The organism is Streptomyces sp. NPDC050164, from assembly GCF_044459945.1.
Classification (GTDB): Bacteria; Actinomycetota; Actinomycetes; order Streptomycetales; family Streptomycetaceae; genus Streptomyces; species Streptomyces coeruleorubidus_A.
In genome coordinates this window covers 96,022-115,860 of sequence record NZ_JBITJK010000034.1, presented here as the reverse complement: position 1 = coordinate 115,860, position 19,839 = coordinate 96,022, and the positions used below count along the sequence as shown (strand labels likewise).

Genomic DNA, 19,839 nt, shown 5'->3' with positions numbered 1-19,839 from the left:
GCATCGCCCGCCTGCACAACCTCGCCCTCGCCGGGTGACGCAGAAACCGGCAGGCCACCCAGCACGTCAAAGATCATTTACGGGACAGCCCTTAGCGGACCTCACTCCCGCTCCAGCGGATCTCACTCCTGCAACAGCACCACACCCGACTCCCCGGGCACATGCACCACCCCGTCCGCCCCGGGCGTCTCCATCGGCTCCCACGCGGCCAGCACGCGCGCGTGCGGGACGCCGAGCGACAGGGCGGCCGGCTCCCGCGCCAGGTTCACGGCCACGAGGACGTCCCCGCGCCGGAAGGCGATCCAGCGGCGCTCCTCGTCGTAGGCGACCTTGGTGTCGGCGAGGTCGGGATCGGTCAGGTCGGGCTGCTCGTGGCGCAGGGCGAGGAGCCGCCGGTACCAGGCCAGCACGCGCGCGTGGGGCTCGCGTTCCGGCTCGGACCAGTCGAGGCAGGAGCGGTCCCGGGTCGCCGGGTCCTGCGGGTCGGGCACGTCCTCCTCCTTCCAGCCGTGCGCGGCGAACTCCCGCCGCCTGCCCCGCCGTACCGCGTCCGCCAGCTCCGGGTCGGTGTGGTCGGTGAAGAACTGCCAGGGCGTGCCCGCCGCCCACTCCTCGCCCATGAAGAGCATCGGCGTGAAGGGGGCCGTCAGGGTCAGCGTGGCCGCACAGGCCAGCAGTCCGGGGGAGGCCAGGGCCGAAAGGCGGTCCCCCTGGGCGCGGTTGCCCACCTGGTCGTGGGTCTGGCTGTAGCCGAGCAGCCGGTGCCCGGCGACCCGCGTACGGTCCAGGGGGCGTCCGTGGCGCCGTTCCCGGAAGCTGGAGTACGTCCCGTCGTGGAAGTAGCCGCCGGTGAGGGTCTTGGCGAGCCCGGCGAGGGGAGCGCGCGCGAAGTCGGCGTAGTAGCCCTGCGATTCGCCGGTCAGCGTGGTGTGCAGGGCGTGGTGGAAGTCGTCGTTCCACTGGGCGTGCAGCCCTAGGCCGCCCTCGTCCCGGGAGGTGATGAGCCGCGGGTCGTTCAGGTCCGACTCGGCGACCAGGAACAGCGGCCGGTCCACCTCGGCGGCCAGGGCGTCCACGGCCGTCGACAGCTCCTCCAGGAAGTGGAACGCGCGCGTGTCCACCAGCGCGTGCACCGCGTCCAGGCGCAGCCCGTCGATCCGGTAGTCCCGCAGCCACGCCAGCGCGCTGCCGATGAGAAACGCGCGCACCTCGTCCGAGCCGGGCGCGTCCAGATTGACCGCGGCGCCCCAGGGCGTGTGATGCCTGTCCGTGAGATACGGCCCGAAGACGGGCAGGTAGTTCCCGGACGGGCCGAAGTGGTTGTGCACCACGTCGAGCACCACGCCCAGGCCGAGTTCGTGGGCCCGGTCGACGAAGCGTTTCAGCGCCTCGGGCCCGCCGTACGGCTCGTGCACGGCCCACAGCGAGACGCCCTCGTACCCCCAGCCGTGCGTGCCCGGGAAGGGGCACAGCGGCATCAGCTGCACGTGTGTGACGCCCAGTTCGGCGAGATGGCCGAGCCGGCCGGCGGCCGCGTCCAGGGTGCCCTCGCGGGTGTACGTCCCGACGTGCATCTCGTACAGCACCGCGCCGGGCAGCGGCCGCCCCTGCCACTGGGCGCGCCACTCGTACCGCTCGTGGTCGACGACCGCGCTCAGCCCGTCCGGGCCGTCCGGCTGCCGGCGCGAGCGCGGATCGGGCCGTACGGGGCCGTCGTCCAGCGCGAAGCCGTACCGGGACCCATCGCGCGCGTCCGCCTCGCCCCGCCACCATCCCGCCCGCTGCGGATCGCGCTCCAACGCGCGCGTGACGCCGTCGCACTGGAGCGTCACACGGCCTGCCTGCGGTGCCCACACCTCGAACTGCACGGACGGTTCCCCTTCGTCTGCTCACCGTGATGTAGCCCGTCCATGGTGCGTCAAACCCGATCAATCCGCTGGTGCATCCATCCATTTGCGGCGGGTGTCGCCGGGTCCGCGCGCGTGGCGGCCGTTTTCCCGTTTTCTGGACAGCCCGGCCGCGCTGCCCGACAATCACGAGCGTGACGTCGTCTTTCGAGTTCAACACGCACCCGGCGCGGCTCTCCGACGTGGAGCGCGACAGGGCGCTGAAGGTCCTCCGTGACGGCGTCGCCATGGGCCGCCTGTCCCACGACACGTTCATCCGCCGCATGGAACTGGCGCTCGCCGCCCGCCGCCCGGACGAGCTCGCCGTGCTCACCGCCGACCTGCCCACGGAGAGCCGCTTCTCCCGCCTGGTGTTCGGCACCGTCGAGGCGGTCTCCGGATTCTCCGTACGGCTGCGCAGAGCCTGGCAGGCCGAGAAGCTGCCCAAGCTGCTGCTGCCCCACCCGGCGCACGGCCATCCGCTGCGCATAGGCCGCGACCCCGCCAGCGGACTGCGCCTGAACCACGAGACGGTCTCCCGCGTCCACGCCGAACTCCGCCACCAGGGCGGCATGTGGGTCCTGCGCGACCTCGGCTCCACCAACGGCACGACGGTGAACGGACGGCGCGTGGTCGGCGCGGCCGTCGTCCGCGAGGGCGACCAGGTGGGCTTCGGGCGGATGATGTTCCGGCTGGCGGCCGGCTGACCGGAAACTGAGCCATGCCTTAGCTCTGGCCTTGGATTTACCAGCTGTCGATCCCTGGGGAGTGGCTCAAAACCCGTTGCTCTCCGCGGTGTTGACGTACCCCCGAAGTCGTGACTGACTGTGCGTACGCCATCTACAGCTGGTGAAGTGACGGCACCGCATTGGGGAGGTGTGCCCTGCCGCCCCTCCTGCGCTACCCGACCGTCGACGAACTGGGCGCCCGGGCCGCCGCCCTCGTCGCCCGCCACCCGCGTAAGGCCCGGCTGCGCAGGATCGGCACGTCCCGCGCGGGCACGCCCATGTGGCTGCTCTCCGTCGGCCACGGCAGCCGTCAGGCCCTCGTCGTCGCCGGCCCGCACGCCAACGAACCCGTGGGCGGCGCCACCGTGCTGCGCCTGGCCGAGCGGGCGCTGGCCGACCCGCGGCTCACCGAGGGCGCCGACGCCACCTGGAACCTGCTGCTGTGCCTCGACCCGGACGGCCTGCGCCGCAACGAGGGCTGGCTGACCGGCCCGTACGCCCTCGGCCAGTACTTCCGGAACTTCTTCCGGCCCGGTTTCCTGGAACAGCCCGAATGGCTGCCCGACGGCGCGGCCGGCGCCGCCCTGCCGGAGACCCGCGCCCTGCTCGACGTCCAGGACGAACTGCGGCCGTTCCTGCAGTGCTCCCTGCACGGCGTCGACGTCGGCGGCGGCTTCGTCGAGCTCACCCGTGACCTGCCCGGCCTAGCCCAGCGTCTCGCCCATATCGCCGCCCGGCTCGGCATCCCCCGCGAACTCGGCGCCTACGACGCCCTGTACTGGCCCGACCTCGGGCCCGCCGTCTACCGGATCCCGCCGCCGCGCCGGGCCGACCTGGCCGCGGCCATGACGGAGGCCGCCGTCGAGTCGACCTGGTTCCACCCGCACCGGCACGGCACCGTCACCGCGGTCGTCGAGGCGCCCATGTGGGGCGTGGCGGCCGTGGCGGACGGCTCCCCGCCCGCCGACCGGGACGCGGTGCTGCGGGCCGTGAGCCGCACCCTGCGTCACGACACGGGGCTCCTGCGGCACCTCCTGGCCCGCATCCGGCCGCACCTCGCCGCGGTGCCCGACGCGGCGCGCCTGCTCGCCCCGGTCGACGACTATTTACTGGTCTGCCCCGGCCTCGCCGACGCCTGGGACCCCGACACCGGCGACGGCGCGGCCCACCCCCTTCCGGACCTGAGCACCGCCCACCTCGCCGCCCTGCGCATCTCCGGGCGACGGCTGGCCCTGCGCACCGCCGGGCTCCTGCACCAGCTCGTGCGGGCCGCCGGCCACGACCCGGCCGGGGCGCTGCCGGAGCTGGACCGGCTGATCGACGAATGGTGCGCCGACTACCGCGACGGCTGCGGGGCGCGCTGGATCCCGGTGGCACGCCAGGCGGAGTACCAGGCACGCGTCGTACTCGCCGCCTTCGAACTGGCCGGGCGGCACACGCGCGCGTGCTCCGGCTCGGGCGAGTCGGGGTGGGGGTCGGGGGCGGCGGTGCCGATGCAGCGGGAGTGACGCCCCGCTGACGGCGCGGACGGGGCCGGTGTCCGCCGGCGCCGGCGTTGGCCCGGCCCGGCCACGGGGGATCCGTGACGCCGCAGGTGTCTACGACGCCCCCTCGCGCGCGTGCAGCGCCGCGGCGACCACCGTGCGGGACTGGTGCTCGACCTGGTGCTCCAACGGCACCCAGCGGGCGCGGAAACGTTCCGCGAAAGCGTCGCTCCAGGTCGCCACGAGCTCCTCCAACTGCTCGGCCGCCCGGTCGTCGGTCCCGCGCAGCACCCGCCGCAGCATCGCCGCCGCCCGCAGCGGCACGCGGCGCGCGAACGCGTCCACACTGCCGACGTACGCCCGGGTGCGGTCGGCGGGCGGCGTGCGCACCAGGTCGTCGGCCAGCCCCGGCACCAGCTCCAGCCCCCACCGTGCGGCCCGCAGCAACGGCCCGTCCAGGTCCGCGAGCCGGGGCAGCGCGCCGTCGAGCACCCGCGTCACCTCCAGCGCGTCCCGTTGCAGCCGGCGCGCGAGCCGCCCGATCGCCGCCGCCGGAGCCGGATGCGGAGCCGGGTCGTCCACCAGGTCGCTCGCCCACATCGGCACCTCGACCACCGCGGTCAGACCGCCGTACCGGTGGGCGTGGTACCAGGTGCTGTGCCGCGCGTCGTCCGGCAGGCTCGGATACGCGGGCCCTGCCTCCGGCGCGGGCATGACGTGCACTCCCGGTCCGGAGGCGGGCCAGCCCGCGGCGTCCGAGGCGCCGGTCTCCACCGGGATGTGCAGCTCGGCCGCGGACTTGGCGAACGGCTCGGCCAGCCCGGGCACGTCCTTCGTCAACTGCACCCAGCTGCCGCCCAGGTCCGTGCCGTGCAGGGTCACCTGGAGGTAGGGGCGCAGCTCGTCGATGACGCCGGTCAGGGCCCGGGTCTCGGGCGGCAGCCGGTCGGGCGGCAGCACGGACGGCGCCCATTCCGGCTGCTCCGGGCCCGCGGGGCGGAAGAAGCCGAGGTGGTAGTCGAACAGGCTGCGCGGCGCCGGCGTCACGTGCAGGCTCGCCCCGTCGGGGTCCGCGCACAGCAGGAAGTGCCAGGAGATGCCGTCGCGCAACTCCCGCTCCTCCAGCACCCGTCGGGCGAGCGCGAGCAGCGTGCAGGAGCCGGTCGGCTCGTTGGCGTGGGCGCCGGCGACCACCAGCACGGCGCGGCGGGCGCGGCCCACCGACAGCAGGTGCAAAGGTCTGCCCGCGCGCGAGACACCCACCTGCCGCAGGGTGCACACCCCGCGCCGGTGAGCGGTCAAGGCCCGGGCGGCAGAGACCTGTTCGGCCACCGTCGGGTAGCGCAGCTCCGGCAGGACACTCACCCCCGTCACATCCGCCCGAACATCCGCCCGAGTTCGCAATCGCAGTACCCCACGGCCATGGTGCGGTGTCAAGGGCGCTGCGGGAGAGGCTCCGGGGGCGCCCGGAAGCATCGCCGGCCGGTGCGCCGTCACTGCTGGTGCAGCCCGCGTCCGGCCAGGGTCAGGAACGCCTCGCCGACCGCCTCCGACAGGGTCGGGTGCGGGTGGACGTGCCGGGCCACGTCGGACGGCTCCGCGTCCCAGCCGACGATCAGCTGGCTCTCGGCGATCATCTCCGACACGTGCGGGCCCACCAGGTGCACGCCCAGCACGCGTCCGCCGCCGGCTTCGGCGACGACTTTCACCATGCCGCCCTGCCCGTGCACCATGCCCTTCGCCACGGCGGTCAGCGGCATGCTGTTGGCCTCCACCTCGTGCCCACGCGCGCGTGCCTCGGCCTCGCTCAGACCGACGGCGGCGGTCTGCGGCGACGAGTACGTGACCCGGGGAACGGCCGCGTAGTCCACGGGCGCGCACGGCACGCCCGCCAGCGTCTCGGCCACCAACAGCCCTTCCGCGAACGAGGCGTGGGCCAGTCCGAGCGACGGCGGCGGCAGCAGGTCGCCCACGACGTGGACACCGGGCACGGCCGTCTCCAGCCGGTCCCAGTCGGCCGGTACCACGAAACCGCGCTCGTCCGTGGTGAGGCCCGCGGCGGCCACGTCCAGGCCGTCGGTGACCGGGGCCCGTCCGACCGCCACCAGCAGCCGTTCGGCCTCGACCGTGAGGGTCTCGCCCCGGGCGGTACGCACGCGTGCCCGTACCCCGTCGTCGAGGACCTCGGCGTCCAGGAGCCGGGCGCCGGCCCTTACGTCGATGCCGCGCTTCTTCAGACCGCGGGTCAGATGCCGGCTCACCTCGGCGTCCTCCAGCGGCACGATCCGGTCGGCGGCCTCCACCAGGGTGACGTCGGCGCCCAGGGAGCGGTGGAAGGAGGCGTACTCCACGCCGATCGCACCGCCTCCGAGCACCAGCACGGACGCCGGGAGCCCGGGAGCGAAGAGGGCGTCGTCGCTCGTCACCACGCGTCGTCCGTCCGGTGCGAGCCCCGGGAGCGTGCGCGGCCGCGAGCCGGTCGCGAGCACGAGCCCACGGCGCGCTGAGAGGTCGTACACGCCGGGTTCGCCGTGCCCGCCGGGTTCGCCCTGCACGCCCTCCACCCGCACGGAGCGCGGCCCCGTCAGCCGCGCGCTGCCCCTCACCACCCGCACGCCCGCGTGGGCGAGATGCGCCTCCACGCCCCTGTGGTTGCGGGCCACGATGTCGTCACGCGTGGCCACCAGGGCCGGCCAGTCGACGGTGTCCAGCGTCGCCTTCACGCCCCAGCGCTCGCGTGCCTCGGCGATGCCGTCGACGAGTTCGGCCGCGTGCAGCATCGCCTTGCTCGGGATGCAGCCGCGGTGCAGACAGGTCCCGCCGACCTTGTCCCGCTCGACGAGCACGACGTCCAGACCGAGGGCCGCGGCGCGCAGAGCGGTGCTGTAGCCGCCCGTGCCGCCGCCGATGACGATGACGTCCGGTGTGTTCATGCCCTCAGCCTCCGCCCGGCCCTTGCCATGAGTCCAAGGCAATATTCTTGTGGAATCGATGCAGGGTGTTTATGGGAGGGGCCGTCCATGAGCCTGCGGCAGATGGAGTACTTCCTGACGGTCGTCGAGGAGGCGTCCTTCACCCGCGCGGCCGAGCTCCTGCACGTCTCGCAGCCCGCGCTCTCCCACCAGATCAAGGCCCTGGAACGGTCGGTCGGCGGCGCGCTGCTGGAGCGCATGCCGCGCGGCGTGCGCCTGACCCCGATGGGACGCGCCTTCCGGCCGCACGCCGAACTCGCCGTGCGCAGCGCCGCGCAGGCCCGCCGCGCGGCCCGCGCCGCAGCCGGTGCCGAGGGCGGTGAACTGCACGTCGCCGCCGTCCACTCCGTCGCGGTCGGTGTCCTCCCGGACGTCTTCGCCCGCTGGCGCGCCGCCCATCCGCGCGTACTGCTGCACCTCCACGAGTACGCCTCCTCGCCGGTTTTGGAGGAACAGGTCGAGCGAGGCGCGGCCGACCTCGCCGTCGGCCCCGCACCCGCCGACTGGCCGGGGACCGTCGTGCCGGTCGGCGAGGAGGACATCATCCTCGTGGTGCCCTTCGACGACCGTTTCGCCGGCCGTACGACGGTGACGCTGCCCGAACTCGCCGACCGCCCCTGGGTGCGCTGCGCCATGGAACCCGTCGTCCAGGGCGAACTTTTCCTCGACTGGGCCTGCGGCCGTGCCGGATTCACCCCGCGCACCGCCGTGTTCACCGAGCACAGCTCCACGGCGGTACGGATGGCCGCCGCCGGGGTCGGCGTCTGCGCCGTGCCCTCGCACCTCGTGCGCGACGCGGTCGGCGACGGCTGCGTCGTCCTGACTCCCGACCCAGCCTGGAAGCGCACGCTGACGGTCTTCTCCCGACTGCCACCGACCGGGGCGGCCGAGGCCTTCGTGAACCTGCTGCACTCGGCCTGGGCCCACCCGCCCGTCGCTCCCGCCGCACCGCTGCGCGCGTACGAGGACTGTCCTGAGGCCGGACCCGCGGTTGCCTGAGCAGGGCAGGGGAGGGGGCGGTGAGGGGGGGCCACGCGCTGCCACGCGCGGACCACGCGTGCGTGACGCCGCGACGCCCGGGGCCGCCCCGGCGCAACGCTACGCGCGGGCGCCCGCAGCGGTGCCCCGCGCGCGCTCCCGGTGCCGCCCTGCCACGCCTCGCAGGCCGGCGGTGCCCGAGGTGGCCCCGGCGCAACGCTACGCGCGGGGGCCGCGCTGCGGTGTCCCGCACGTGCTTCCGGAGCTGAGCCGGGTCCGGCGGCGGGTCGACCTGGCGCGGATCGACGCCGGGATGCGCGTGCCGCGCTGCCGTGCCCCGCGTGCTTGCTTGCCGTGCCTCGCATGCCGGCTCGCCGTGCCGCCCTCCCGTGCCTCGCATGCTCGCTTGCCTTGCCCCGACGCCCGCTCGCCGTGCTGCCCCTCCCGTGCCTCGCATGCTCGCTCAGCGTGCCGCGCTGCCGCGTGCGTCGCACGCCCGCTTGCCCCGCCCCGCCACGCCGCAATCAGCCCCGCCTCAGTCGCCCACCCGCTCCAGCAACGCCACCGGCACCCGCGCGAACAGTTCCTCCACGCGCGCGTGCCCCGTGAACTCCCGCCCGGGTTCCAGTACATCCGCCCAGCGCCCCGGCGGCAGCGGCAGCAGGGTGTCCTGCCAGCCGCCCGCCTCCGCGAGCCGGAGGGACAGGCGGGTGACGGCCGTCAGTGCCTCGCCGGAGCGGACGAACGCCAGGCAGTGCTGTGCCGCCGGTCCCTCGGCCGGCAGCGGCATGTACGTCGCCGTGTCGCCGAAGGCGTCGGGGCGTCGCGCCCGCAGGCCGAGAGCCGCCCGCGTCAGCGCCACCTTCGCTCCGGACGTCACGCCGCACTCCTCGGGCGGGAAGCTCACCGCCCGCCGGTTGTCGGGGTCGACCAGCGCCCGGTACTCGGCCTCCGTGCCCTGGTAGACGTCCGGCACGCCCGGCATCGTCAGCTGCACCAGGGCCGTGCCCAGCACGTTCGCCCGGATGTGCGGCTCGAGAGAGTCCCGGAACGCGGCGACCCGCTCACTCGGCGTCCCGCACGGCCCGGCCGCCACGAACCGCGCCACCGCCTCCTCGTACGGCGGCTCCTGCTCGGTCCAGCTGGTGTACAGGCCCGCCTCGCGCACGTGCTTCAGCAGCGCCCCCTGCACCCGCTCGTGGGCCCCCGGCGCCGGGCCGAGCCCGAACACCGTCTGCCAGGCTGCCCAGGCCAGTTGCGCGTCGGGGACGCCCTCACCGGTGCGTGTCACCTCGGCGAGGACGTCCGCCCAGCGGTCCGGGCACTCGGTGAGCACGTGCAGCGCCGCCCGGACGTCGGCACTGCGCTTGGTGTCGTGCGTCGAGGCCACCGTCCCGGTCACCGGCCAGTCGCGCTGCACGCGCGCGCAGTACGCGTGGAACTCCTCCGGTGACAGCGCGGGACGGCCCGGATTCCCGCCCACCTCGGTCGCCGACAGCAGCGGCACGTAGCGGTAGAACGCCGTGTCCTCCACGGACTTCGCCCGCAACGCCGACGAGGTCTGCGCGAACCGCGTCCGGAACTCCACCTGCGCGGGCCCGTCGCCGTAGCGCCCCAGCACGAGGTCCCGTACGACGTCCACCGCACCGGCCTCCTCGGGCACGGTGAAGGCGAGCCGGGCCTCGGCGGCGGCCTCCTCGGTGACCACGGACGCCGCGTCGACGGACTCGTACGGCCGGTAGACCTCCATCCGCACCAGCAGCTCCTGGAGCGCGGTGCGCAGCGCCCAGGGCGCGCGGTCGCGCAGCGCCGGTTCCGGCGAGGTCGCGCACAGCCGGGCCGCCACCCCCACCAGCCGGTCGGTCTCGGTGGCCAGCTCGTGCGTGAGGACCTTGTACGCCGCCCGCCGCACGGTCGCCTCCCACTGCCCGCCCCGGTCGGTCTGGGGGGCCGCGAACCGCCGGTACTGACCCAGGAGGTCCCCGAACCCGGCCGGGTCCGTGAAGAGCCCGTCCACGTGCCGCAGGGCGTCGTAGCCGGTGGTGCCCGCGACGGGCCAGGCGGCCGGCAGGTGCTCACCGTCGGCGAGGATCTTCTCCACGACCGTCCAGCGGCCGCCGGTCGCCTCGTGCAGCCGCCGGAGGTAGTCGTCGGGGTCGGCGAGCCCGTCGGGATGGTCGACGCGCAGCCCGTCGATCACGCCCTCGTGGACCAGCTCGAGGATCTTGTCGTGGGTGGCCTCGAACACCTCGGGGTCCTCCACCCGCACCCCGATGAGCTCCGAGATGCTGAAGAACCGTCGGTAGTTGAGCTCGGTCCGGGCCAGGCGCCACCACACCGGGCGGTACCACTGCGCGTCCAGCAGGTGCGGCAGCGGCAGGTCCTCGGTGCCCTCGCGCAGCGGGAACACATGGTCGTAGTAGCGCAGGACGTCACCGTCGACGCGCAGCTCCCCGAGCACCTCGCCCAGCGGCCCGCCGAGCACCGGCAGCAGCACCTGGCCCTCCTGGGCCTCCCAGTCGATGTCGAACCAGCGCGCGTACGGCGACTTCGGGCCCTCGCGGAGCACCTCCCACAGGGCGCGGTTGTGGCGCGGCGCCATGGCCATGTGGTTCGGGACGATGTCCACCACCAGGCCGAGCCCGTGCTCGCGCGCCGTGCGGGCCAGCGCCCGCAGTCCGTCCTCGCCGCCCAGTTCCTCTCGCACGCGCGCGTGGTCGACGACGTCGTAGCCGTGCATCGAGCCCGGCACGGCCTCCAGGACGGGGGACAGATGCAGGTGCGAGACGCCGAGCGAGGCCAGATACGGCACGACGGCCGCCGCGGCCCCGAACGGGAACTCGGGCTGCAACTGCAGCCGGTACGTGGCCGTGGGCACCACCGGGTCAGGTCGCTCAGGTGTCATGCAGACCTACGTACCCGCCCTGCCGCCGTTCGTGTCATCGCCCGCGCCAGGTGCGCCGCGCGTCGCCCGGACGAGTGGCTCTTTCCGGGCGACGCACGGGTCGGCGGTCACACGGGCCGCTGGAGCACCGTCATGCTCCGGTCGGTCAGGGTCAGCCGGTCCCCGGCCTGCACTTTCGGGCCCGTGCCCGGCGGCACGCCGTCCGCGCGGGCCGTGTCGACCACCACCTGCCACTGCTGCCCGTGGTTGACCGGAACCAGGAACTCCAGCGGCTTGGGGGAGGCGTTGAACATCAGCAGGAACGAGTCGTCGGTGATGCGCTCCCCGCGCGGGCCGGGCTCCGAGATCGCGTTGCCGTTGAGGAAGACCGTCAGCGCCGAGGCCCGCGCCGAGTCCCAGTCCCGCTGGGTCATCTCCCGGCCCTCGGGGGTGAACCAGGCGATGTCGGACAGGTCGTCGTGGGTGCCCTCCACGGGCCGGCCGTGGAAGAAGCGCCGGCGGCGGAAGACCGGGTGGTCCCGGCGCAGCCACACCATCGCGCGCGTGAAGGCCAGCAGCTCCCGGCTCAGGCCCCCCTCGGCGTCCTCTTCCTCCTCGGGCCACTCGACCCAGGCCACTTCGTTGTCCTGGCAGTAGGCGTTGTTGTTGCCGCGCTGGGTGCGGGCGAACTCGTCGCCGTGGCTGATCATGGGCACGCCCTGGGACAGCATCAGCGTCGCGACGAAGTTGCGCATCTGCCGGGCCCGCAGCCGCAGCACGTCCGGGTCGTCGGTCTCGCCCTCGGCCCCGCAGTTCCAGGACCGGTTGTGGCTCTCGCCGTCCCGGTTGTCCTCGCCGTTGGCCTGGTTGCGCTTGTCGTTGTACGACACGAGATCGTGCAGCGTGAAGCCGTCGTGGCAGGTCACGAAGTTGATGGAGGCCAGCGGACGCCGCCCGTCGTCCTGGTACAGGTCGGACGAGCCGGTCAGCCGCGAGGCGAACTCCGCCAGTTTGCGCGGCTCGCCCCGCCACACGTCCCGCACGGTGTCCCGGTACTTGCCGTTCCACTCGGTCCACAGCGGCGGGAAGTTCCCCACCTGGTAGCCGCCCTCGCCCACGTCCCACGGCTCGGCGATCAGCTTGACCTGCGAGACCACCGGGTCCTGCTGCACCAGGTCGAAGAACGACGACAGCCGGTCCACCTCGTGGAACTGCCGGGCGAGCGTCGCCGCCAGGTCGAAGCGGAACCCGTCGACGTGCATGTCCGTGACCCAGTACCGCAGCGAGTCCATGATCAGCTGGAGCACGTGCGGGGACCGCATGAGCAGGGAGTTCCCCGTCCCTGTCGTGTCCATGTAGTAGCGGGGGTCCTCCGTCAGCCGGTAGTAGCGCGGATTGTCGAGGCCCTTGAAAGACAGTGTCGGGCCCAGGTGGTTGCCCTCGGCCGTGTGGTTGTAGACCACGTCGAGGATCACCTCGATCCCGGCCTCGTGCAGTGCCTTCACCGCCGACTTGAACTCCAGCACCTGCTGGCCCCGGTCGCCCCAGGAGGCGTAGGCGTTGTGCGGGGCGAAGAAACCGATCGTGTTGTAGCCCCAGTAGTTGTTCAGGCCCATGTCGACCAGACGGTGATCGTTCACGAACTGGTGTACGGGCATCAGCTCCAGGGCCGTGACGCCGAGCTCGGTGAGGTGCTCGATGATCGCCGGGTGCGCGAGGGCCGCGTAGGTGCCGCGCAGCTCCTCCGGCAGGCCCGGGTGCCGCATGGTGAGGCCCTTGACGTGGGCCTCGTAGATCACCGTGTGGTGGTACTCGGTGCGCGGGCGCCGGTCGTCGCCCCAGTCGAAGTACGGATTGACCACGACCGACGTCATCGTGTGCGGCGCCGAGTCCAGGTCGTTGCGCCGGTCGGGCTCGTCGAAGTGGTAGCCGTAGACCTCCTCGCCCCAGCTGACCGAACCGCTGATCGCACGCGCGTACGGGTCGAGCAGCAGTTTCGCGGAGTTGCAGCGCAGGCCGCGCTCCGGGGCGTACGGGCCGTGCACCCGGAACCCGTACCGCTGCCCCGGCATGATGCCGGGCACGTACGCGTGCCGCACGAACGCGTCGCTCTCCCGGAGCTCGATCGCCGTCTCCGAGCCGTCGTCGTGCAGCAGACACAGCTCTACTCGGTCCGCGGCCTCCGTGAACACCGCGAAGTTCGTTCCGGCGCCGTCGTACGTGGCACCGAGTGGATACGCCTCTCCAGGCCAGACCTGCATGGATACGACTCTTTCAGGTGAGCGGCGCCGGTGGGGACGCCTTGGCCCCGAGTCTCCCCGAAAGTGAGGGAACCTCCTATGACTTATGTCCCTCTTACCGAGTGACCAGTGCATACGCGTTATGCCGAGCCAGTGGGGCAAGTGATACTCCCGGGGCTTTTGGGGGAGTAGGGGAAAGATATGACACGGGAACCCGGGCGCAGCCCGTCCGGCAGGGGGCCGGTTCGGGCCGGGCCCGGGCGCCCGGGGGCGTAGCGGAGGCGCCGGCCGAAGCGGCGAAGGACACGGGCCGCGATCCGCCGACCGGCGACGAGACGGAGCGGGGCGGGAAGATCGCCCTGAGCCGGCAGCCGTTCCAGGCAGCGAGGACGCCGACGGGGGCGCGGCCCGCAGCGTCTCGCCGTCGGCCTCGCCGAACCCGAGTCCGGCGAGGCCGGCGCCCCGGCCGCGCCCCGGAGCGCCGAATCGCCCCGCGCGGCGTCACCGCTATGAATCAGCTCACTCCGGCTGAGCCCGGACGGCAGAACGGGCACTGGCCGCCGCACGGTTGAGAACTACCCTGCCCATCCGGCTGCACCGCCGACCGCTCCCGGAGTACCCTTCCTTGATCGTTGGGTGGGGCCTGGCGTCACATTCCCGTCGTCCGTCCGAAGGACGGGCTCCGCGGCGTCTGGTGCGTGCAGCCGCAAGGCGGAGGAGGGAGTCGACGCGGAGCGTCGGCGACCGACGACGACGTCGCGGATGCGCGTGCCAGACGCCGCGGAGCAGGCGGGAATGTGACGCCAGGCCCCTCGGGAGTGCTCGGGGGAGCGGAAGGCGGTGCGCGGGTGGGCTCGGGAGGGCTGGAGCTGCCCCCTGGTGACGAGGGTCACGAGGGGAACTCCACAGACGTCCCGACCGGTGCCGTGTCCCTGGCACGGCCGATGGACGCGACGGGCTCGATCGGTCCGGAACTGGACTGGGACGCCGACGCCTGGCGCGAGGTGCGCACCCGCGCCCAGCGGGCCGGCCGGGCCTACATCTGGCTGAACCTCGTCGAGCAGCGGCTGCGCGCGGTCGTCGCCGCCGTCCTGCGGCCCGTCTACGAACCCGTCCACGGCGACGACTGGGTGGTGGCCGCCGCCGGACCCGCCGGGCAGGAGTGGGTGCAGCGCGCGGTCGCCGTGCGCGAGGTCAGCCGCCGCAAGGGCTACCTCCTCGACCCGGCCGACGACAACGTCCTGTCCTTCCTCACCCTGCCCCAGCTGCGCGAGCTGATGGTGCAGCACTGGCCCTGCTTCGAGCCCTATTTCGACGACCGCCGGGACGTCGAGCTCGCCCTGGACGAGCTGGAGGTCACCCGGAACGTCGTCTCCCGCAACCGGGCCCTGTCCGAGGCCGTCCTGAACCAGGCCGAGCGCGCCTCCGCCCGGCTGCTGGAAATACTAGGCGCGGGCGGTGACGTGCCCTCCGCGCGCCGGCTGCCCATCGACGCGGTCGAGGACCTGGTCGGCGACCGGTACGCCGACGTGGTCGCCGTCCACCCGGACCGGGTGCGGCTGATGCGCCAGTTCCCCGCCGAGGACATCTTCGGCGGCGCCCGCCGCCTCGACGCCATCGGCATCGGCCTCAACCTGCTCGTGCAGAACTTCTCCGGCCGCCGCCTGGTCCGGCTGGCCGAGTCCGGCTGCCGGGTCCGGCTGCTGTTCCTGAACCCGGCCTCCAGCGCGGTCAAGCGGCGCGAGCGCGAACTGGGCATCAAGCGCGGCGAGCTCAGCCGGGCCGTCGAGATGAACATCCTGCACATGCGCCGGGTACGGGCCCGGCTGCGCGACCCCGGGGCCTTCGAGATCCAGGTCTTCGACGAGACGCCCCGCTTCACGGCGTACCTGGTCGACGGCGACGGTGCGGACGGCATCGCGGTCGTGCAGAACTATCTGCGCCGGACCCGTGGCATGGAGGCGCCGGTGTTCGTGCTGCGCAACAGCGGCAAGGTGGTCAAGTCGGGCGAGATCGATGAAAGCGGCCTCTTCCCCACCTATCGCGAGGAGTTCGAGGTGATGTGGGCGGATTCGCGGCCGGTGTCGTGAACTGTGCCCCGCCGTGCGGTGGTTGCGGTGGTTGCGTTGGTCTGGTTGGGGTTTGCCCGGCTGCCGCAGGCGGCTAAGCGGAATGCGGTCCTCTGATTGTCAGTGGTGCATGGGAAGGTGAAGACCACTGGGGGAACGCACCATAGAAGGGGGGCTGCCCATGGGCTGGCACCGGGAGCTGCTGATCGGCTTCGAGCTGGAGACGACGGGCACGGATCCGCGCGAGGCGCGCATCGTCACGGGAGCCGTGATCGAGGTCAGGGGCGGGGAGCCGATGGGGCGCCGGGAGTGGCTGGCCGACCCGGGGGTGCCGATCCCCGAGGACCCGGTGGCGGTGCACGGCATCAGCGGCGAGCGGGCGGCAGCCGAGGGCAGACCGGCCGACCAGGTGGCGGATGCCCTCGTCCTCACCTCCTACTGGAAGACGGGCGTGCCGGCCGTCGCCTACAACGCAGCCCTTTATCCCCGCACTTCGAGTGCGTCTCAGGTGTCTCAGGGTGCTCTGGTGGGTGGGGCTCTGTGATGAGCTGGACGAGTCAGCCGCTGGTGGCCTTCGACCTGGAGACCACAGGAACGGACATCGAGAGCGACCGGATCGTCACTGCGGCGGTCGTGGCTGTGGATCCGGACGGGCGGCTTCCGAAGCCCCGGACATGGCTGCTCGATCCCGGGGTGGCGATACCTCAGCAGGCTTCGGCCATCCACGGCATCTCCACCGACCACGCCCGCGAGCACGGGATGCAGGCGGCGCCAGCGATCGAAGAGATCACCTCGGCCGTTGCCGAGGCGCTGAACTCGAGGACTCCACTGGTCGTGATGAACGCGCGGTACGACCTCTCGCTCCTGGACCGTGAGTGCCGACGGCATGGGATAAAGCCACTGGGTGATCGGTTGCACGGAAAGGCATCGCCGGTCATCGACCCCTTGGTCCTGGACAAGCACGTGGACCGGTACAGGAAGGGGTCACGGAATCTTCAGGCCCTCTGTGCGCATTACGGTGTGGCGCTCGATGACGCGCACAACGCGGTCGCGGACGCGGTGGCCGCGGCATGTGCGGCGCGATCCATGGGCGTCAAGCACGAGGCCATAGGAGCGTTGGCCCCGGCAGATCTCCACGACCTTCAGGTACGGGCGGCGGCAGAGCAGGCCGCATCGCTGCAGAAGTACCTTCGACGTACCTCTGACCCGAAGGCGATTGTCGAGTCGGCCTGGCCCGTTGTCCCGTACGTCGGCTGACGGCGGAAGCGGCTTGGCGCCGGCCCGCTCGATTGTTCAACCGGCGTGTTCCACTTCAGCCCCGAACGGTGACTTCCTGTGACGACGAGAGCGGCCGTGAACCCCGGCAAGCGGTGATCTGATGGAATGCCGGCAGGGTTTCTGAGGCAGGCGTGCAACGGCTCGGCCGAGCGGCTGGTGTATCGGGTGATCACGCGATTGACGAGGGGTGTCCAGGGTGGAGCAGTTGTTGAGCATCGCGGTGGCACAGCCGAGGTGCGTGGCTCACGACGTGACGGCCAACGCGGTGGCCCACGCGGAGGCGGTTCGGGCAGCGAATGCGCGCGTGGTGGTGTTCCCCGAGATGTCGCTGACGGGATACGAGCTGGATGCGCCGCCGGTCGCCCCAGACGATGAACGGCTGGCTCCGATCCTGTCTGCGTGCGCCGAGACCGGGACGCTTGCCCTGGTCGGCGCGCCTGTGCCGGGTCCGCGTATCGGCATCCTGGCTGTTGACGGCGAGGGCGCGCGGGTGGCTTATGGGAAGGTGTACCTGCACGGCAGTGAGGCAGTCCACTTCGTGCCCGGTGAGCCCGCCGTGATCGAAGTGGACGGGTGGCGGCTGGGGCTCGCCGTCTGCCGCGACACGGGCATCCCCGAGCATGCCACGAGGACGGCCGCACTGGGCATCGATGGGTATGTGGCTGGGGTTGTCCACGCCGATCACGAGGCTGAGGTCCACGGTGAGCGTGCCCGCCGGGTCGCCGCCGACCACGGTCTGTGGGTCGTCACGGCGGCCTTCGCGGGTCCGACCGGTGGCGGCTTCGACCGCACGTCCGGCCGTTCGGGGATCTGGTCCGCGAACGGGGAGCTGATCGCCGAGGCGAGCACCGCCCCCGATGAGATTGCGCGGGGGATCTTCACGAAGGAAGTCCGAGCCAGAGCGACTGCTTGAGTCATGTCAGGCGCTCACTGAGATTTTTCAACGGTGGCCCTCGATGCGGGTGACGCGATTGCGCTGGTCGGTCGCCTGAGCGAGACGCTGATTCTCCAGGGTGAGAAACTGCACATGCTGGGCGAGGACGTTGATCGATTTGCCGGAGCGTCACGGAAGAAGACGCCGTGTCCTCCTGCTCGGCGGCGAGCTTTCGGAAGTCGGCCACAGCCTGGGGGCGTCGGTAGGCGCTCGCCCTGTCGACACCGGCTTCAACGGCCAGGGAGGCGACGGTGAGGGAGCCGTCGCTACGAATAGGTTCTCTGCGAAGGAGGCGTTCGGAGGCTGCACGGAGGGCTTCTTCGATGGGCTCAGTCCTTGGCATGGTCGACGCCTTCGATCACCTTGTTGATGTCGTTCAGGCTGCCGCAGAGCTGTGCGCTGGAGGTCGGAGAGCCCGACGAAGGCGAGGGCTCGCTCGGTGTCCCCGCGCGCGCATGGATAACGCCTTCGACCTCACCCTGCTCTCCGCCGAGCTGCGCCGCTATCGACTGCCGTCCCTGCGCGACCGCCTGGGCGGCGTGGACCCGGCGCCGGTCATCGACCCGTACACCATCGACCGCAGGGTCGACCGCTACCGCCGTGGCAAGCGCAACCTCGAAGCGGTCTGCGCCGAGTACGGCGTGGTCCTCGACTCCGCCCACGACGCCATGGCCGACGCGCTCGCAGCGGCCCGCCTGGCCGGCGCGATAGCCACCCGCCACCCCAAGATCGCGTCCCTCGGCCCGGCGGACCTCCACCGCCGCCAGATCGAGTGGTACGCGCAGTGGGCGGCGGTTTTCCAGAGCTTCCTGCACGGCAAGGGGGCGACGCGACGGCCTTGGTGGACGGGGCGTGGCCGTTGCGGGAGTTGGCGGACGCCTAAGGGGGTGTCCGCCCGCCAGAAGGCCCGGCGCTGCCTCCGTCACACCGGTGCGGGCGCCGCGATGCGTTCGATGCGGGGCTTGGCCAGCCGCTCGTAGTCGGCGCCCGAGATGAGCAGCGAGCGGTCGAGCCGGGCCGCGTTGAAGTACAGCTTCGGCCGGGCCACGACGTCCGGGTCGGCGACCAGTTCCAGGTCGGGATCGAAGCTGAACGGCAGGACTGTGCCGGGGACGGCGCGGGCCAGCCGCTCGGCGGTCTCGGGATCGCTGAAGCCCACGTAGCGGGCCGCGAACAACGCCTTGACGGCGTCCAGATCCACCCGCCGGTCACCGGGGACGACCGCAAGGACGTGGCATGTGGTGCGGCGGTCCACCTTGACCCGCAGCACGATGCACTTCGCGGCCTCGCAGGCCGGATGCCCGCGCAACGCGCACACGGCTTCGGTGGCGCCTTCGGGCTCGTGGTCGATGAGGCGGTAGTCGACGGAGGCGGAGTCGAGCAGGGAGATCAGATGGTCGTAGGTGTCGTGCCGGCTGGAGTCGTCGTGGGTGCGGTCGGGCATGCGGAGTCCTTGTCGGGGGAGTGGGACGGGGCAGGCAGGGGTCCGGGGGTGTCGCGGTGCGCCCGTTCCACCGCCTGCCCCCAGTACGTGCCGGCCACCATCAGGGCCGCCCCGAGGCCGGTGAGGGGCGTGAGGTGTTCGCCGCCGAGGGCGATGCCCACCGCGACGGCCCAGACCGGCTCGGTGCCCAGCAGCAGGCTGGCCCGGCTGGCGGAGGTGCGCTGCACGGCCCAGGTCTGGGCCAGGAAGGCGAACACACTGCAGAACAGGGCCAGATAGACCAGCTGGGCCCAGGTCGCCGGGTCCGTGCGGACCAGCGCCGGCAGGCTCGGGGCGGCGACCGGCAGGAACAGGGCCGTGCCGACGAGGGTCTGCACCGTCGTCAGCTGCAGGGGACGGATCGCCCGCCCGGTCGTGAAGCGGCCGACCAGCGCGACATGCACGGCCCGGATCAGCGCGGCGCAGAGCATCAGCAGGTCGCCGAGGCGTGGCGCGTGGAAGCCGTTGCCGGACATCAGCAGCCCGACGGCCAGGACGCACACGCCGGTCGCGGCGAAGAAGGAAAGAGGCAGCGCGCCGCGGCGGGCGCCGCGGTCGAGGAGCGGAGTGAGGACGATGGTCAGACTGATGATGAGCCCGGCGTTGGCGGCGCTGGTGTGAGCGACGCCGTACGTCTCCACGACCAGGACCGCGGCCTGGGTCAGCCCCAGGGGCACACCGGCCCGCAGCTCGTCACGCGTCCACCGGCGCGACCCGCGCCGTCGCGCGGCGACGACGCCGAGACAGGCGAGCGCGGAGAGGGCGTAGCGGGCGAACAGCACCAGCAGGACGGGGAGCGCGGCAGTGGCCGTCTGGGCGGACAGATAACTGGAACCCCAGACGAGCGCGACAACGAGGAGTACCGCATCGGTACGGCGGACGTCGGACACCCGCCCACGGTGC

General features: G+C 72.6%; 13 protein-coding genes and 2 pseudogenes. 8 read left to right on the top strand and 7 right to left on the bottom strand.

What is annotated here, in order from left to right:
* Positions 1–122: 122 nt before the first annotated feature.
* A complete protein-coding gene (treZ, locus tag ACIBNA_RS33965) occupies positions 123–1,868 on the bottom strand; it encodes a malto-oligosyltrehalose trehalohydrolase (RefSeq protein ID WP_399169020.1) in 1,746 nt (581 codons plus the stop codon).
* A 173-nt stretch (positions 1,869–2,041) separates the two neighbouring features.
* Here treZ and ACIBNA_RS33960 point away from each other — a divergent pair, with 173 nt between their 5' ends.
* Positions 2,042–2,593: an FHA domain-containing protein gene (locus ACIBNA_RS33960; protein ID WP_399169019.1), complete on the top strand. Its 552-nt coding sequence runs from the start codon at positions 2,042–2,044 to the stop codon at positions 2,591–2,593.
* Between the two features lie 161 nt (positions 2,594–2,754).
* Positions 2,755–4,122 carry a M14 family zinc carboxypeptidase gene (locus ACIBNA_RS33955; RefSeq protein ID WP_399169018.1) on the top strand — a complete coding sequence of 456 codons (1,368 nt, stop codon included), beginning with the start codon at positions 2,755–2,757 and terminating at the stop codon, positions 4,120–4,122.
* Positions 4,123–4,212: 90 nt separating this feature from the next.
* On the opposite strand, the gene ACIBNA_RS33950 is transcribed toward ACIBNA_RS33955, so the two are convergent.
* Together ACIBNA_RS33950 and lpdA are read right to left on the bottom strand one after the other, a co-directional pair.
* Entirely contained in the window at positions 4,213–5,463 is a 1,251-nt protein-coding gene (locus ACIBNA_RS33950; RefSeq protein ID WP_399169017.1) for a M14 family zinc carboxypeptidase, read from the bottom strand.
* A 128-nt stretch (positions 5,464–5,591) separates the two neighbouring features.
* Complete coding sequence (gene lpdA, locus ACIBNA_RS33945; protein ID WP_399169016.1) at positions 5,592–7,031, bottom strand: dihydrolipoyl dehydrogenase; 1,440 nt, start codon at positions 7,029–7,031, stop codon at positions 5,592–5,594.
* Positions 7,032–7,118: 87 nt separating this feature from the next.
* Here lpdA and ACIBNA_RS33940 point away from each other — a divergent pair, with 87 nt between their 5' ends.
* On the top strand, positions 7,119–8,069 hold the full coding sequence (locus ACIBNA_RS33940; protein WP_399169015.1) for a LysR family transcriptional regulator: 951 nt from the start codon (positions 7,119–7,121) through the stop codon (positions 8,067–8,069).
* 514 nt (positions 8,070–8,583) lie between these two features.
* On the opposite strand, the gene treY is transcribed toward ACIBNA_RS33940, so the two are convergent.
* Positions 8,584–10,953: a malto-oligosyltrehalose synthase gene (gene treY / locus ACIBNA_RS33935; protein WP_399169014.1), complete on the bottom strand. Its 2,370-nt coding sequence runs from the start codon at positions 10,951–10,953 to the stop codon at positions 8,584–8,586.
* 107 nt (positions 10,954–11,060) lie between these two features.
* Positions 11,061–13,193 (bottom strand): glycogen debranching protein GlgX, encoded by a 2,133-nt coding sequence (glgX, locus tag ACIBNA_RS33930; protein WP_399169013.1) that lies wholly within the window; start codon positions 13,191–13,193, stop codon positions 11,061–11,063.
* Between the two features lie 827 nt (positions 13,194–14,020).
* Between glgX and ACIBNA_RS33925 the strand changes: the two genes are divergently transcribed.
* The 5 genes and pseudogenes from ACIBNA_RS33925 to ACIBNA_RS33905 form a co-directional block, all read left to right on the top strand.
* Positions 14,021–15,262, top strand: a complete 1,242-nt coding sequence (locus tag ACIBNA_RS33925) for an SAV2148 family HEPN domain-containing protein (protein WP_399169012.1) — start codon at positions 14,021–14,023, stop codon at positions 15,260–15,262.
* A gap of 160 nt (positions 15,263–15,422) precedes the next feature.
* A pseudogene (locus tag ACIBNA_RS33920) lies at positions 15,423–15,719 on the top strand (3'-5' exonuclease); the annotation flags it as partial.
* A gap of 65 nt (positions 15,720–15,784) precedes the next feature.
* Positions 15,785–16,498: a 3'-5' exonuclease gene (locus ACIBNA_RS33915; RefSeq protein ID WP_399169011.1), complete on the top strand. Its 714-nt coding sequence runs from the start codon at positions 15,785–15,787 to the stop codon at positions 16,496–16,498.
* Positions 16,499–16,715: 217 nt separating this feature from the next.
* On the top strand, positions 16,716–17,432 hold the full coding sequence (locus ACIBNA_RS33910; protein ID WP_399169010.1) for a carbon-nitrogen hydrolase family protein: 717 nt from the start codon (positions 16,716–16,718) through the stop codon (positions 17,430–17,432).
* 482 nt (positions 17,433–17,914) lie between these two features.
* Positions 17,915–18,336: pseudogene (locus ACIBNA_RS33905) on the top strand (exonuclease domain-containing protein); the annotation flags it as partial.
* A 39-nt stretch (positions 18,337–18,375) separates the two neighbouring features.
* Here ACIBNA_RS33905 and ACIBNA_RS33900 read toward each other — a convergent pair.
* Together ACIBNA_RS33900 and ACIBNA_RS33895 are read right to left on the bottom strand one after the other, a co-directional pair.
* Positions 18,376–18,897, bottom strand: coding sequence for a YbaK/EbsC family protein (locus tag ACIBNA_RS33900; protein WP_399169009.1), 522 nt, complete (start codon positions 18,895–18,897; stop codon positions 18,376–18,378).
* The gene (locus tag ACIBNA_RS33895) at positions 18,843–19,826 is read right to left on the bottom strand and encodes a DMT family transporter (RefSeq protein WP_399169008.1); all 984 of its coding nucleotides are present in this window, start codon (positions 19,824–19,826) and stop codon (positions 18,843–18,845) included. The genes ACIBNA_RS33900 and ACIBNA_RS33895 overlap by 55 nt, the downstream gene beginning before the upstream one ends.
* Positions 19,827–19,839: the final 13 nt, after the last annotated feature.